General features: G+C 54.4%; 14 protein-coding genes. 9 read left to right on the forward strand and 5 right to left on the reverse strand.

Annotated features, from left to right (window positions below):
- Positions 1 to 2 precede the first annotated feature (2 nt).
- The gene (locus FJD38_RS18180; RefSeq protein WP_122783104.1) at positions 3 to 953 is read left to right on the forward strand and encodes a Nudix family hydrolase; all 951 of its coding nucleotides are present in this window, start codon (positions 3 to 5) and stop codon (positions 951 to 953) included.
- Between the two features lie 148 nt (positions 954 to 1,101).
- Here FJD38_RS18180 and FJD38_RS18185 read toward each other — a convergent pair whose 3' ends face one another.
- Genes FJD38_RS18185 through FJD38_RS18195 form a run of 3 tightly spaced genes read right to left on the reverse strand, consistent with a single transcriptional unit; the run spans position 1,102 to position 4,689 of the window.
- Positions 1,102 to 1,677, reverse strand: coding sequence for a cob(I)yrinic acid a,c-diamide adenosyltransferase (locus FJD38_RS18185; RefSeq protein ID WP_122783105.1), 576 nt, complete (start codon positions 1,675 to 1,677; stop codon positions 1,102 to 1,104).
- A 2-nt stretch (positions 1,678 to 1,679) separates the two neighbouring features.
- Entirely contained in the window at positions 1,680 to 3,713 is a 2,034-nt protein-coding gene (locus FJD38_RS18190; RefSeq protein WP_146386743.1) for a sensor histidine kinase, read from the reverse strand.
- Positions 3,714 to 3,759: 46 nt separating this feature from the next.
- Positions 3,760 to 4,689, reverse strand: coding sequence for a putative 2-dehydropantoate 2-reductase (locus tag FJD38_RS18195; protein WP_146386898.1), 930 nt, complete (start codon positions 4,687 to 4,689; stop codon positions 3,760 to 3,762).
- 152 nt (positions 4,690 to 4,841) lie between these two features.
- Here FJD38_RS18195 and FJD38_RS18200 point away from each other — a divergent pair, with 152 nt between their 5' ends.
- Both FJD38_RS18200 and FJD38_RS18205 read left to right on the forward strand, forming a co-directional pair.
- Positions 4,842 to 5,327, forward strand: a complete 486-nt coding sequence (locus FJD38_RS18200) for a YajQ family cyclic di-GMP-binding protein (protein WP_122783108.1) — start codon at positions 4,842 to 4,844, stop codon at positions 5,325 to 5,327.
- A gap of 118 nt (positions 5,328 to 5,445) precedes the next feature.
- Positions 5,446 to 6,288 (forward strand): mechanosensitive ion channel family protein, encoded by an 843-nt coding sequence (locus tag FJD38_RS18205; RefSeq protein WP_122783109.1) that lies wholly within the window; start codon positions 5,446 to 5,448, stop codon positions 6,286 to 6,288.
- Between the two features lie 246 nt (positions 6,289 to 6,534).
- Here FJD38_RS18205 and FJD38_RS18210 read toward each other — a convergent pair whose 3' ends face one another.
- On the reverse strand, positions 6,535 to 7,809 hold the full coding sequence (locus FJD38_RS18210; protein WP_122783110.1) for an OprD family porin: 1,275 nt from the start codon (positions 7,807 to 7,809) through the stop codon (positions 6,535 to 6,537).
- Between the two features lie 755 nt (positions 7,810 to 8,564).
- Between FJD38_RS18210 and FJD38_RS18215 the strand changes: the two genes are divergently transcribed.
- Together FJD38_RS18215 and FJD38_RS18220 are read left to right on the forward strand one after the other, a co-directional pair.
- Positions 8,565 to 8,984, forward strand: a complete 420-nt coding sequence (locus FJD38_RS18215; protein WP_146386745.1) for an HIT domain-containing protein — start codon at positions 8,565 to 8,567, stop codon at positions 8,982 to 8,984.
- A complete protein-coding gene (locus FJD38_RS18220) occupies positions 8,981 to 9,187 on the forward strand; it encodes a SlyX family protein (protein ID WP_122783112.1) in 207 nt (68 codons plus the stop codon). The genes FJD38_RS18215 and FJD38_RS18220 overlap by 4 nt, the downstream gene beginning before the upstream one ends.
- A gap of 67 nt (positions 9,188 to 9,254) precedes the next feature.
- Here FJD38_RS18220 and FJD38_RS25020 read toward each other — a convergent pair whose 3' ends face one another.
- A complete protein-coding gene (locus FJD38_RS25020; RefSeq protein ID WP_122783113.1) occupies positions 9,255 to 9,857 on the reverse strand; it encodes a cold-shock protein in 603 nt (200 codons plus the stop codon).
- 765 nt (positions 9,858 to 10,622) lie between these two features.
- On the opposite strand from FJD38_RS25020, the gene FJD38_RS18230 reads away from it, so the two are divergent.
- The 4 genes from FJD38_RS18230 to FJD38_RS18245 all read left to right on the forward strand — a co-directional run bounded on the left by FJD38_RS18230 (position 10,623) and on the right by FJD38_RS18245 (position 14,139).
- Positions 10,623 to 10,985 carry a ribbon-helix-helix domain-containing protein gene (locus FJD38_RS18230; protein ID WP_122783114.1) on the forward strand — a complete coding sequence of 121 codons (363 nt, stop codon included), beginning with the start codon at positions 10,623 to 10,625 and terminating at the stop codon, positions 10,983 to 10,985.
- Between the two features lie 184 nt (positions 10,986 to 11,169).
- On the forward strand, positions 11,170 to 11,391 hold the full coding sequence (locus tag FJD38_RS18235) for an FmdB family zinc ribbon protein (RefSeq protein WP_003441220.1): 222 nt from the start codon (positions 11,170 to 11,172) through the stop codon (positions 11,389 to 11,391).
- 109 nt (positions 11,392 to 11,500) lie between these two features.
- Positions 11,501 to 13,276 (forward strand): aspartate--tRNA ligase, encoded by a 1,776-nt coding sequence (gene aspS / locus FJD38_RS18240; RefSeq protein ID WP_146386747.1) that lies wholly within the window; start codon positions 11,501 to 11,503, stop codon positions 13,274 to 13,276.
- Between the two features lie 116 nt (positions 13,277 to 13,392).
- A complete protein-coding gene (locus FJD38_RS18245; RefSeq protein ID WP_122783116.1) occupies positions 13,393 to 14,139 on the forward strand; it encodes a YebC/PmpR family DNA-binding transcriptional regulator in 747 nt (248 codons plus the stop codon).
- The last annotated feature ends 135 nt before the right edge of the window (positions 14,140 to 14,274 follow it).

Consider the following 14,274-nt stretch of genomic DNA (forward strand, 5'->3'; position numbering starts at 1 on the left):
GAGTGAAACGAGTTCATGTGGCTGCGGCCGTTATCCGAGGCACAGACGGCAAAATTCTGATCGCTCGTCGCGCTGACGCTCAGCATCAAGGCGGTTTGTGGGAATTTCCGGGTGGCAAAGTTGAAGCGGGCGAATCGGTAGAAGCTGCGCTTGCGCGCGAGCTGCAAGAAGAGCTGGGCATTTTAGTGAGCGCTGCGCGGCCTTTGATCAAGGTTCAGCACGATTACCCGGATAAGCAGGTGTTGCTGGATGTTTGGGAGGTCTCGGCCTTTACCGGCGAGCCTCGAGGTGTTGAAGGCCAGCCACTGGCCTGGGTGTCTGCGCGCGACTTGCCTGGCTATGAATTCCCGGCGGCCAATCAGCCGATTGTGGCGGCTGCCCGTTTGCCCGATCAGTATTTGATCACGCCGGACGGGCTGGAAACGCCTGAGCTTTTGCGCGGTTTGCAGAAGGCCATCGCGGGCGGCATCAAACTGGTTTCGTTACGCGCACCCAACGGTTATGACCCTAAATACCGCGACTTGGCGGTGGATGCGACCGGGCTGTGCGCAGGCAAGGCTCAGTTGATGCTCAAAGGGCCGTTTGAGTGGCTGGGGGATTTTCCTTCCGCAGGCTGGCACGTAACGGCTGATCAATTACGCAAGTACGCCGCCAAAGGTCGTCCTCTTGCAAAAGATCGCTGGTTGGCAGCGTCTTGCCATAGCGCTGAAGAACTGGCGTTGGCTGAGCAAATGGATGTGGATTTCGTGACGCTTTCGCCCGTGTTGCCGACCCAAACTCATCCTGATGCGCAGCCATTGGGCTGGCAGCAGGCGCAGCAACTGATCGCGAACTTCAGCAGGCCAGTGTTTCTGTTGGGTGGCCTGGGCCCTGATGATCGTCAACAGGCGTGGCAGGTGGGTGCTCAGGGGGTAGCCGGGATCCGCGCATTCTGGCCACAGAATCAGGGCTGATGCATTTGTTGTAGCCGCTGACGAGGTACGAAGGCTGCGATCCGGCGGCAAGGCCGTCGTAAAGCCTGGCACGCCGAGGTGTTCCATTGTGCGAACGCTTCGCGCGCGATCGCAGCCTTCGGCAGCGGCTACAGGCTTTAACTATTTATTAAGGTTTTGCTGCGGCCTGCCAGAGTATTTCTGCAATACCCTGGCGCCTGGCAATCAGCCTCGCCGCTACAAACAGCAAGTCTGACAGTCGGTTGATGTACGCCAAGCCCACACCGGCCAACGGTTCCAACGCATTTAGCTGCTGGCATCGCCGCTCAGCGCTGCGTGCCACGCTTCGGCACACATGGGCTTGGGCAATCAGGCTGGAGCCTCCAGGCAGAATAAAATTCTCCAGTGGCCCCACTTCTTCGTTCCAACGATCAATCACCGCTTCCAGTCGTTCAATCTCATGGTTGTCGAGCGCCTGATACACCGGCATGGCCAACTCGCCGCCGAGGTCAAACAGTCGATGCTGGCAGGGCTCCAGTACCTCGATCAACTCGTTCAATCCCGGGAATTCAGCGCTCTGTTCGACGAGTCCTGCCAGTAGCAAACCCACTTGGCTATTGAGTGTGTCGACTTCGCCAATGGCTTCTACCCGCGGATGATCCTTGGGCACGCGGCGGCCGTCACCCAGGCCGGTTTCACCTTTGTCGCCGGTGCGGGTGTAAATCTTCGATAAGCGAAAGCCCATGGTTACAATTCCACTGTGGTTGATTCGTGTGGCATCGGATTGACAGCCAGCGGCAGGCGCAGGGTAAAACAGGTCCCTTGCCCCTGTGTTGAGTGCACTTCCATTTGGCCTTTATGGTTATTGGTAATAATGAAGTACGACACTGACAGGCCAAGGCCGGTACCTTGTCCGACTTCTTTGGTGGTAAAAAAGGGTTCGAAAATCCGTTTGCGCACGTGCTCCGGCATGCCAACACCATTGTCTTCGACCTGAATTTCAGCCCAAGGCGGATTGAGTTTTGTGCGCAGGATGATATGCCCCGGCTGTTGCTTGTCAGGGCGCTGGTGAATCGCTTGCGCGGCATTTTTCAGGAGATTCAGCAGCACCTGCTCAAGCTCGTTAGGAATGCAGGGTACGGGCCCCAGATGCGGGTCGAACTGGCGTGTTACCGCATGGCCTTTGAAGTCAAAACCGATAGTCAGGTCAAAGTCATTGCTGGCGATGTCCAGCGCCTGATCAATCAGTGCGGGTAAATCGCAGGGGCTCATTTGTCGATTGCTGCGCCGACTGAAGCTGAGCATATGGGTGACGATTTTTGCTGCGCGTGCGCCAGCCTGTTGGATCCCGTCGAGCAATTTTGGAACTTCGCGGGCCTGCAAGTAGCGGTTGATAGCCTCCAGGTCGATGCCGGCCTGTTGTGCCTGTTCGACGTTCTTGGGCAGCTCGCTGGATAAGCGTCGACGAATGTTTTGTACGTTATGCAAAATGGCGCCGAGCGGATTGTTGATCTCATGGGCCATGCCGGCCGCCAGCCCGCCCACAGAGAGCATTTTTTCTGATTGCACCATTAAGTCTTCCAGAGAAAGCCGCTGCGTGATGTCATCGATTCGAATCACCACGCCGCGTCCGCCCCCTCCAGTCAGCGGGTAAAAGGTCAGCGCGTAATGCCGGGCCTCTTCGCCCTGACCCCAAGTGACCCGCTCTATCTTTACCACCCGATGGTTCTCAATGGTGTCTTTAAGTTGCGGCAAAAAAGGCTTAAGGGGCTCAAAGGCAAGGTAGATCGGCTGATTGAGAGCTTCATCCAGCTGCGTTCCCGAAAGGGCGCTGGCTTCCTGGTTCCATTGAGTGACATAGAGTTGTTCGTCCAGAGCGATCAGCGCTGAAGGCATAGAGTCGATAATGCTGTTCAGGTACTTCTGAAATCCGGTGAGTTTTCTCTCGATCTTACTGCGAACCTGGACTTCCAGCTCCAGCTTGCGATTGGTATGTCGGGTTTCCTCGGCAAGCGCCTGAGCCTGATCGTAAGCCGCCTGGGCTTCATCGCGCGCGCGTTTGAGCTCTTGTTCGCGCGCTTCAATGCGCGACAGCATGGTATTGAATGCCTCGGCCAGACTGCCAATTTCGTCGTTGTTACCCGCCGCAGCTCGCAATGCGTAATTTTCTTCTCGCGTGACTTGCCGAGACAGCTCTTCAAGGCGGTGTATGGGTTGGGTAATCAAGCGTTTGATCTGCCGGGCCACAACAAACCAGAGCAGGGCGCTGAAAATCAGAATGCCCAGGCTGGCGGTCAAGGTGCCGGTGTAAAACGCCATTGGTAACTCGCTGCTGGCAATCAGCAACAGATGACCGGGAGGGGCATCGCCATGAGGCAGTCGCGTCAGCTGAGTGCTGCGCAACTCGGTCAGGCGCCAGGCTTCGATTTGAGCGTAGTGTTTGGGTAGATCCAGATGTTCGCCATGTTGCAACTGCGTCAGAAGATCACCAGCGCCATCATAAATAGCGGCGGCGCGCAGGGGGGCATAGGTGCCCATTTCATGAAGCAGGGCCCGGGCGCTTTGCTCGGAATCAAGCGCATTGGCGATCAGGCCCGGTTTTGATGCCAACTGACCAAGGGTCTGCAGGGCTTGAGGTGCCGTGCTCTCGTGGGAAATCCAGTAAGCGGCGCTAATAAACGTCAGATTGGCAACCAGCAAGACCGTGGCCAATAAGACGAGAAGGGCGGCCAGAAGCTTCTGGCCTACCGGAAGGTTTTCAAGGCGCTGGCGCAAGGGCATGGTGTTGTCATCTGCAGAAGAACAAGCCAGCAGGGTAGCGCGGGCCTCAGGCGCAGGGCAATCCGTGCTGTTGCAAGTGTTCGCTGAGGCGCTGGTGCAGCGCCTGCAAATGCATTGCAGTAAATTGGCTGTCACGGGCAGCAGCGCAGACGTAGCCCAGCAGGTAGCTGATTTCAGTACGACGGCCTTGGGTTACATCCTGGTGCATGGAGGAGTAGTTATTGGCAGTGGCCTGGATTACGCGGTTAACTTCCGGGATAAGGTCGTGCGCGGCTTCAGCGTGTCCGCAGTGTGCCAGCAAGTTGCTCAGCTCAACGCACAGTACGTTGACTTCGTCGCTGTGCCGTTGCAAGTCGCCATTACGGCAGTTGTAAAGGACTGTCAGAGGGTTGATTGCACAATTCAAAGCCAGCTTGCGCCACAAGCGTGTCAGGATATTTGAGCTCCACTCGTGGCTTATTCCGCTTTGTTGAAGCTCTTTGAGCCACGTTGGGGGGCAATCCTGATCACTGTCTCCCAGCCAGGTGTGGCCGTGACCGGCATGCACCACTCGCCAGTCACTCTCACGAAAAGCCCCTTCCGTGCTAGAGGCAAAAATGCAGCGTGCCTGTGGTACAAGGTTGGCGACCGCTTGTTGGCTACCAAGACCGTTTTGCAGCAGAATCAGCTCTGCATTGGGTCTTAATCGCCCGGCGATTTGCCTGACGGCGTGTTCAGCGTCATAAGCCTTGCACGTCACCAGCAAGCGCTGGATGGGGCCGTCGCTGTCAGGGGTTTGAGCCTGAATGGCAAATTGCTGCGAGTGCTCGCCTTCCACCAGTGTCAAACCTTGCGCTGCTTTATACGTGCGCAAGCGCTCTGCGTTACGCATGATCAGCATGACAGGCAAGCCGGCTCGGGCCAGTCGCGTCGCCCACAGCATGCCCATGCTTCCGGCACCCAGAATGTGCCAGGTGACTTGAGCCTGATCGGTCATTGGGAGTGAGGTAGGGTGCAAGGTTGAGTGGGGCATGTGTGCTCGCAAGTGAATGATGCTTAAGAACCGCTATAATGCTCGCGCATTTTAACTGTCATACCCGGCGCGCTCCATCTGTGTTGAGTGCGCCCTTTGTTATTGGAGAAAATCACATGCCGTCGTTCGACGTGGTATCCGAACTGGACAAGCACGAAGTCACCAACGCAGTCGAGAACGCCGTCAAGGAGCTGGATCGTCGTTATGACCTCAAAGGCAAAGGCTCTTTTGAGTTCAAAGAGAAAGACCTCACCGTCAACATGACCGCTGAGGCTGACTTTCAGCTGGAAGCCATGATCGAGATTCTCAAACTGGCGCTGATCAAGCGCAAGATCGACGCGCAATGCCTTGAGATCAAGGATGCCTATGCGTCGGGCAAGTTGATGAAGCAGGAAGTGGTGCTTAAAGAAGGCATCGACAAAGAACTGGCGAAGAAGATAGTGGCTCACGTCAAGGACGCCAAGCTTAAAGTTCAAGCAGCAATTCAGGGTGAGCAAGTGCGCATCACCGGGAAAAAGCGCGATGACTTGCAAGAGGCAATTGCGGCTCTGCGGGCCAAGACATTTGATCTGCCGCTGCAATTCAACAATTTCCGCGACTGATAACAGGCCCGGGAACCTATGGGCGTTGTCGACGTCCGAATTTCCTGGGCACTGCATAAACGACTAGGCTTAAATCGTAGCTCTAAATCGTCGCAGGGAATGAGGTAAGGAGAAGTACGTGGATTTGAATGCTGAAGTTGACCAGTTGATCAAGGCCTCTCAGGCTTGGGTCCCGATGATTATGGAATATGGCAGTCGTGTGCTGCTGGCATTGGTTACCCTGGCGGTAGGCTGGTGGTTGATCAACCGGTTGACCGTCAAGATTGGGCAATTGCTGGCGCTGAGAAAGGCTGACCTGGCGTTGCAAGGCTTTATCAGTAGCCTGGCCAATATCATTCTCAAGATTTTACTGGTCGTCAGCGTTGCTTCGATGATTGGTATCCAGACCACGTCGTTCGTCGCTGCGATAGGTGCTGCCGGTTTGGCTATCGGTCTCGCCTTGCAGGGCAGCCTGGCAAACTTTGCGGGTGGGGTACTGATCCTGTTGTTTCGTCCATTCAAGATCGGTGACTGGATTGAGGCGCAGAGCGTAAGCGGTACCGTTGACAGTATTCAGATCTTCCATACCGTTTTGCGTACCGGTGATAACAAAACCGTCATCGTGCCAAACGGTAATCTGTCTAACGGCATCATTACCAACTACAACCGCCAGCCTACCCGCAAGGTCGTGTTTGATGTCGGCGTCGACTACGAAGCAGACCTGCAAAAGGTTCGTGAGGTATTGCTGGCTCTGGCCGATGACCCGCGTGTGCGCAAGGACCCAGCCCCGGTGGTGGTGGTGACCACGCTGGGTGATAGCGCTATTACCATGTCTTTGCGTGTTTGGGTCGATACCCCGAATTACTGGGATGTGCTGTTTATGTTCAACGAGCACGCCCGTGACCGTTTGAAGGCCGAGGGTGTGGATATTCCATTTCCTCAGCGTGTTGTGCGGGTTGTTCAGGAAGTGGCAGCTCAATAAACAGTGAGCAATGCTGGAACAAACATTTAAAGGGGCCGAGGCCTCTTTAATTGTTTTTGTACCTGCATAAAGGTGGTTTCAGCTTCATACACGACAGCCAAGTTGCAACGTAGAAGTCTTGTGTCTGAGTATGATAGTTAGCTTGCTATATATATAAGGGTGCAAGCAAATAAAAAAGCCACGTCCCTAAACTGGGGCGTGGCTTTCACAAAACATTGATTGCGTAGCGAATACCTAGGGCATTGCTTACAAGATGTTCAGTGGGTACTCAACGATCACACGAACATCGTTTGTGTCCGCACCATAGTTGCTGGTGGTGCGGTAGATTGCGCTACGCAGACGGAAAGACAGGTCTTTTGCCGGGCCTTCCTGCATCACGTATTTGCTCTCGAAGTCGAACTCGTGTTCTTTGCCTTCGCCAGTGTCAGTGGAGATGTTGTCGCCTTTGACGTAGCGAGCCATGAAGCTCAGACCTGGTACGCCGTAGCTAGCCATGTTCAGGTCGTAGCGACCCTGCCAGGAGCGTTCGTCTTTGCCGTTAAAGTCGGAGTACTGCACGGAGTTGGCGAGGAAAATAGTGCCGCCGCCATCTACGCCGTAGTAGTAACCGCTATCGCCGGTGGAGCGCTGGTGAGCGATGGTGAACTTGTGGGCGCCGATGCTATAGGCAGCTGCCAAGCTCCAGATTTTGTTGTCGACATCCCCTGCGCGCTCTTCACCCTGGCTCGACGTTCTGTAGCCGTTGAGGTCGAAGTTAAGCGCTTGAGATTCAGCGATTGGCAGGGTGTAGTTGAGGTTGATGTATTGCTTCTTGAAGTAATCATCAACGTCGGATGCGGCTACGCCACCCACAAGGTTGTCAGTGAACTGATAAGTCGCACCGGCAATGTTTGCAGCGGTCAGACCTGGCTCATGCGGGCCGTTGATGCTGTCGCGTGCCATGCCGGTTTGCGAACTCAGAGCCGTGAAGCGGCCTGCAGACAGCTCCAGGCCTTTGATTTCCTTGCTGGTAATCAATGTGCCGGTGGCGACTTCTGGCAGCAAGCGGCTGTCATCGGTCGAGAAAACTGGGCTTGCCACGAACTGGTTGCCGTATTTCAACACGGTATCGGAAAGGCGGAATTTAACAGCGCCACCGATTTTCGATTGAGTATCTTCCGGAGAACCATCGCTTTTGCTGCCAAACAGGCCGTTGCCCTGGCGACCAGCGCCGCCGTCCAGGCGCAGAGAACCCATGGCGAACGCATCCACACCTACACCAACGGTACCTTGGGTGAAGCCGGACTCGTAGTTAAGCAGTTCGCTCAGACCCCAATCTTCGCGATAACCACTTTTGCCGCCGTTGGTAGGGTTGCTGGCACCGTTACGGAAGTCACGGTTCATGTACAGCATGCGAGTTTTGGAAGTCAGGGTGCTGTCTTCGATAAAACCTTTGGATTCGTCCTGGGACGAGGCCATTGCGAACTGCGTAGTACCGGCTGAAACAGCCAGTGCGATCATGCTCCACTTCATCACGCGCATCGTGATTTGCTCCTTTGGTTTTAGGAAGAGTACTGCCGCTCCCACCTTAATTTTTATCTGGGGCGGCTCTTTCTTTTTGTGTCGGCGAAAACTTATATCACGCCGGCCATGTTGGCGATACTTGCTCTCATAAGCTTCCAGTTTCTTTACAGCGATGCCGCAACAGCATAGCTGTGAACAGTATTTCAGCTATTTTTCTTGTGTCATGAGTACCCGCGACACATAAAAAAATACTCTGCATCCATTTCAGAAGTATCGTGCGCCGTTGAGTGACCTGTTGCTTGTCATCTGGCCATTGCGTTTAGCGCAGGCCGTGCGGCTATATCCAGAGGTTATGCAACAAGCATGCTCAAAATAGGCAGGCCCTGTGAAAATTTTTTTTCGGGTGTTCAGATTCAGAAAAAGCTCCAGACACCGCTCGGATGGGTCGTAAATTGTGCAAGCTGGGTTCGGGTTTATTTTCCTCGGCAAGCCAAGCCTTGCGAGATGTGAGTGGGCAAAGCGTTACCGGTTAACACTTGTTGGGGTGGTCGGTGACGTTTTGGGGGCACTCAATCACTCATGCTGTTCAGTTTTGGTGCACAAATGCCTGGCCTCTGTTGATAATCCTTTTGACCTGCATTCCACTCACGGCCCCAGGCAGGTGTCGTGATATGCAAAGCAATCAAGGGTATCCTTTCGGTCCATGAACTGGCACCTCCTCACCCCAGGGTGCAAGTTCGAACACATATCCCCGATAATCAGGAGAGCACGCAGTGTTTACTTTGGATACACGTCTTGACCAAGACACTTGGCTGATTGGGGATCTACCCTTGTGCCGATTGCTCCTGTCCAAGGATTCGAATTACCCGTGGTTTATCCTGGTGCCGCGGCGTGAGGGTATTAGTGAATTGTTTCAGTTGGATGACAGTGATCAGCAGCTGATGTGGGGCGAAACCACAGACGTGGCGCGAGTGCTCAAAGAGCTGTTTGGTGCGCACAAGATGAATGTAGCAACGCTGGGCAATGTGGTGAGTCAACTGCATATGCATGTGATTGTGCGTTATCGAACCGATGCAGCGTGGCCCGACCCAGTGTGGGGCAAACGCCCGGCAGTGCCTTACGCAGAAGCTCAGGTGAACGAAATTCGCAGCAAGTTAAAACAGGCTTTCACTTTTTTGGAGGATAAGTCGTGACGCTTGAAGAGCGGGTTATGGATCTTGAGAGCCGCTTGGCTTTTCAAGATGACACCATTCAGGCATTGAATGATGTATTGGTAAAACAGCAGAACACAGTTGACCGTTTGCAGGCGCAGATGGCCGTTTTGCTTAAGCGTCAGGAAGAAATGGGCGGGCAGTTTGAGTCGTTTGAGGAAGAGGCTCCGCCCCCACATTATTGAGTGTTTGAGCAGGCAATAAAAAACCGCGATCCAGCTGGGCTGGTCGCGGTTTTTTTTCAGGCTTGAATCAGCGGCGCGGCAGGGCCGCAATCACATCTTCAGCTTGCAGGCCTTTGTCACGGTTCATGACTGAGAACTCAACACGTTGTCCTTCCACGAGTACTCGGTGGCCTTCGCCGCGAATGGCGCGAAAGTGGACAAAAATGTCATCGCCGGAATCTCGGGAAATAAAGCCGAAACCCTTGGAGGTGTTAAACCACTTCACAGTCCCGGTGTCGCGGTTGGTCATGTCATAACTTTGCGAGGATGAAGCAGGCGACGATTTATAGAGGTTAATGATCAGGTGCAGTGCAACGGCAAGCACGGCAGGAACCAGACTAAGCAAGACAGCCGGTTGTTCGCCGATCGGCAGCAGCAAGCCGAACAAAGTCAGCGTTTGCAGAACAACAGACAGCACCAGCAGGGCGCTTACCAAATTTTGCAGTTGATGACGTGGGCCTTTGTTCCAGTACGGAATGACCGGAGCCAGTGTCAGGTTGAGCAGGCCAAGAAAAGCCAGATAAAGAGCATCGTTGTGTTGCAGGTAAGGTACGGCGTCGGCTTGAAGGCCAGGAATGAAGGACAGCAGCAAGGCAGCTGCGCCCGTTATCAGGTGAACGATTTTCAACATTTCAATTAACTCGCATTAAGACGGATCGCAAGGAAGAGCTGATTGCGCACGGTTCGTTTTGAAAAAAATGGAGAGGTCAGGCACGTGCGGGTTTCAGCCTATGCACTGTCGCCAGAGACTTGGCGAGAGCGACACGCTGCCTATTTAACAGCAAAGCCAAGTCCTTCTCAAATTAAGTGCATTGGCGGGGTTGTGTTCGGGAGTGCGCGCGGGTTACAGGCAGAGTCGACACTTATTCGAGGAAGCTCCCGTTCTAGAGGGGTTTTGCTCCATTTTGCGGGTGTCTGGGTAATCCGTTGATAGCGCTTTGGTTATGAGAATGAGTGTCGGTTCGATAGGGATAATTACCGTTGGTCGTTTTTGTATCGTGTCGGCGCCAGATGAGCGTGATGGTCCTGCCTTTTAGTGCGAATAAACCCCCGCGAAATAGAGAGATATAGACAGCAGCAGGTTGGACCTGGGTTGTGATGAATAAAGTTGCCAGGGTAGTAACCAATGAAGAGCAAGGTCCAACGTTTGTCCTGTAGCGCCATGGCAGGCGTTCGTGATGATGGGCGCCTGCCATTTTCTCTATTGGAGTGTCCCTGTAGGTGGCTTTCGCTGGCTAGGTGCGGGGTGATTGTATTCTGCTGTTTGACCCAGAGCTCTCCTACAGTCTTGAGGGTGAGGTCTGCTGGATAAGAACCTTTACATAATGTTTTATGAGGTGTGTCCAATTGGAAAATATAACTAACTTTAATGGCGTAGCAATGGAGTATTTTTGGTATGGGACGATTATTGCGGCAGGAAAGTACAGGGGGCAGATTATTGCAGAGAGTTAGAATAGATCCCGTTATTCTTGATTTTGGTTTGACCTTGGCAAAGCCACTTTCAAGGTCGGTAAGGTTGAATGGTTTCGCCACCTGTTTAAGGCTTGAGGAAGTCTATTGGGATGTCTTGTCCGACATTTCGCGAAGTAACGAGTGCTCAATAAACGCGCTGCTGTCCTACATCGACAGAGAGATTCATCTGCGACATGGCGGTGTTAAGAATTTTAGCGGCCTCATTCGTGTCGTCTGCGTCATGCATCTGCTGAAGGCTGCGCGCGCTTCGCACAGTGCGACGCCTAGACAGGTATTTATGGTTTGATCCGGTGTGTCAGGTCGAGCCGGGATGTTCGATGGCTTGTATTCTTTCGAATTTCATGGTGCATTTGAAGCGCAATGGCGATTCCTGCGGCTGCAATAGCTCGATTTACCAGATATAATCTCGCGCTTTGCTGTGTGGCCCTCTGTCTATAGGGTTGCCGCTAACGGATTGTCGAGATACGCCGATGCCTATGTACGATTACCAATGCGCTTCCTGCGGTCATCAGCTGGAAGCCATTCAAAAAATCAGTGACTCGCCACTGGTTGATTGTCCTGCCTGTCAGGCTCCTGAGCTGAAGAAGATGCTGTCCATGCCAGGTTTTCGCTTAAGCGGCACCGGCTGGTATGAAACAGACTTCAAGACAGGCTCGAAAAAGAATCTGGCAGGTGGCGACAAGTCCGACTGAGGTCGGGCGAAGGCAGTCTGAACACAAGCGGGCTCTTGCAGTGTTATCAGCACCGACGGTGCGCAAGACCTCCATCGAATTTCGAATTACGAGAAGTGAAACCACTACCATGATGCGCAGCCATTATTGCGGCCAACTGAACGAAAGCCTGGACGGCCAGGAAATTACCCTTTGCGGATGGGTTCATCGTCGCCGTGACCACGGTGGGGTGATTTTCCTCGATATCCGTGATCGTGATGGTCTGGCCCAAGTGGTGTTCGACCCGGACCGCGCTGAAACCTTCGCCGCTGCCGACCGTGTGCGCAGCGAATACGTAGTTAAAGTGACGGGCAAGGTGCGCTTGCGTCCTGCCGGTGCCGGCAACACCAACATGGCATCGGGCATGATTGAAGTGCTGGGCTATGAACTTGAAGTACTGAACGAAGCGGAGACCCCACCGTTCCCGCTGAACGAATTTTCTGACGTGGGCGAAGAAACGCGTCTGCGCTACCGCTTTATCGATCTGCGTCGCCCTGAGATGCTCGAAAAGCTGCGTTTGCGTTCGCGCATGACTACCAGCATTCGTCGTTACCTCGACGAAAACGGCTTCCTGGACGTCGAAACCCCTATCCTGACCCGTGCTACTCCTGAAGGCGCGCGGGACTATCTGGTGCCGAGCCGTACCCACGCGGGTTCGTTCTTCGCACTGCCGCAATCGCCGCAGCTATTCAAACAACTGCTGATGGTGGCCGGTTTTGACCGTTACTACCAGATTGCCAAGTGCTTCCGCGACGAAGACCTGCGTGCCGATCGTCAGCCTGAGTTCACTCAGATCGACATCGAAACCAGCTTCCTCGATGAAAAAGACATCATGGGCCTGGCCGAAGGCATGATCCGCAACCTGTTCAAGGAAGTGCTGGATCTGGAATTCGGTGAATTCCCGCACATGACCTTTGAAGAAGCCATGCGCCGTTACGGTTCCGACAAGCCTGACCTGCGTAACCCGCTAGAACTGGTGGACGTTGCCGATCAGCTTAAAGATGTCGACTTCAAGGTGTTCAGCGGCCCGGCCAATGACCCTAAATGCCGTATTGCTGCACTGCGTGTTCCGGGCGCAGCGAGCATGCCGCGCAAGCAGATCGACGACTACACCAAGTTTGTTGGCATCTATGGTGCTAAAGGCCTGGCATACATCAAGGTCAACGAGCGCGCTAAAGGCGTAGAAGGCCTGCAGTCGCCTATCGTCAAGAATATTCCGGAAGCGAACCTCAACGTGATCCTTGATCGCGTCGGTGCAGTTGACGGCGATATCGTGTTCTTCGGCGCCGACAAGTCCAAAATCGTTAGCGAAGCCCTGGGCGCACTGCGTATCAAGGTCGGTAACGATTTGAACCTGCTGACCTGCGAGTGGGCACCGATGTGGGTTGTGGACTTCCCGATGTTCGAAGAGAACGACGACGGCAGTTTCAGCGCCTTGCATCACCCGTTCACTGCGCCAAAATGCTCCCCTGAAGAGCTGGCAGCCAGCCCGGCCACCGCGCTGTCCCGTGCCTACGACATGGTATTGAACGGTACTGAACTGGGTGGCGGGTCCATCCGTATCCACCGCAAGGAAATGCAGCAAGCTGTGTTCCGTCTGTTGGGTATCGATGAAGCCGAGCAGGAAGAGAAGTTCGGCTTCCTGTTGGACGCTTTGAAATACGGTGCTCCACCGCACGGTGGTTTGGCTTTCGGTCTGGATCGTCTGGTGATGCTGATGACTGGCGCTCAGTCTATTCGTGAAGTGATTGCCTTCCCGAAAACCCAAAGCGCTGCCTGTGTCATGACTCAGGCGCCTGGCGCGGTAGACGCTAAAGCGTTGCGCGAGCTGCATATCCGTTTGCGTGAACAGCCTAAGGCTGAGTAAGACTGACCCCAAGGGCGCATCTTCGGATGCGCCTTTGTCATTGGGTCGAGAATTTTTATTGCAGGTCATGGCATGTGCCGGGCCGGCAAGGTTTCATAAAGGATTCGGAGTAGGTTATGGCAGGTCATTCTAAGTGGGCGAACATCAAGCACCGCAAAGAGCGTCAGGATGCCAAAAAAGGCAAAATCTTCACCAAGTGGATTCGTGAGCTGACGGTTGCTGCCCGTCAGGGCGGTGCCGATCCTGGCTCCAACCCGCGCCTGCGTCTGGCACTGGACAAAGCCCTTGGTGCGAACATGAGCCGCGATATTATTGATCGTGCGGTCGCCCGTGGTGCGGGTGCCGCCGATACTGATGATATGGTCGAGCTGAGCTACGAAGGCTATGGTCCGGGTGGCGTTGCGGTGATGGTCGAGTGCATGACCGACAATCGCAATCGCACAGCCGCTGCTGTCCGCCATGCATTCAGCAAATGTGGCGGCAATCTGGGCACTGATGGCTCAGTGGCCTATCTGTTCGAGCGCAAGGGCCAGATCTCCTACGTGGCGGGTGTAGATGAAGATGCCTTGATTGAAGCTGCGATGGAGGCGGATGCCGACGACGTGGTGACTAATGAAGACGGTTCCATCGATGTGTTCACCTCGTTCACCAGTTTCTATGCGGTGCGTAATGCATTGGAAGCGGCAGGGTTCAAGCCGGCAGACGCCGAAATCGTGATGCTGCCGACCACCAGTGCCGAGCTGGATCTGGAGGGCGCCGAAAAAGTGCTCAAGTTGATCGATATGCTCGAAGACCTGGATGACGTGCAAAACGTGTACTCCAACGCTGAAATCCCTGACGCGGTGCTGGAACAGCTAGCCTGATACCAGGGGCTGTTCCCGATCCTGAAAGCCGGAGCTGCACCGTCGCGATGATCGCGGCGCTGTGCACCTCCGGCTTCTGCCTTTAAGCTGTCCGGGTATGTGCCGGTGGGCGTCACTTCATAAGCTGTAGGCGTT

The sequence above is a fragment of the Pseudomonas saxonica genome (assembly GCF_007858365.1).
Classification (GTDB): Bacteria; Pseudomonadota; Gammaproteobacteria; order Pseudomonadales; family Pseudomonadaceae; genus Aquipseudomonas; species Aquipseudomonas saxonica.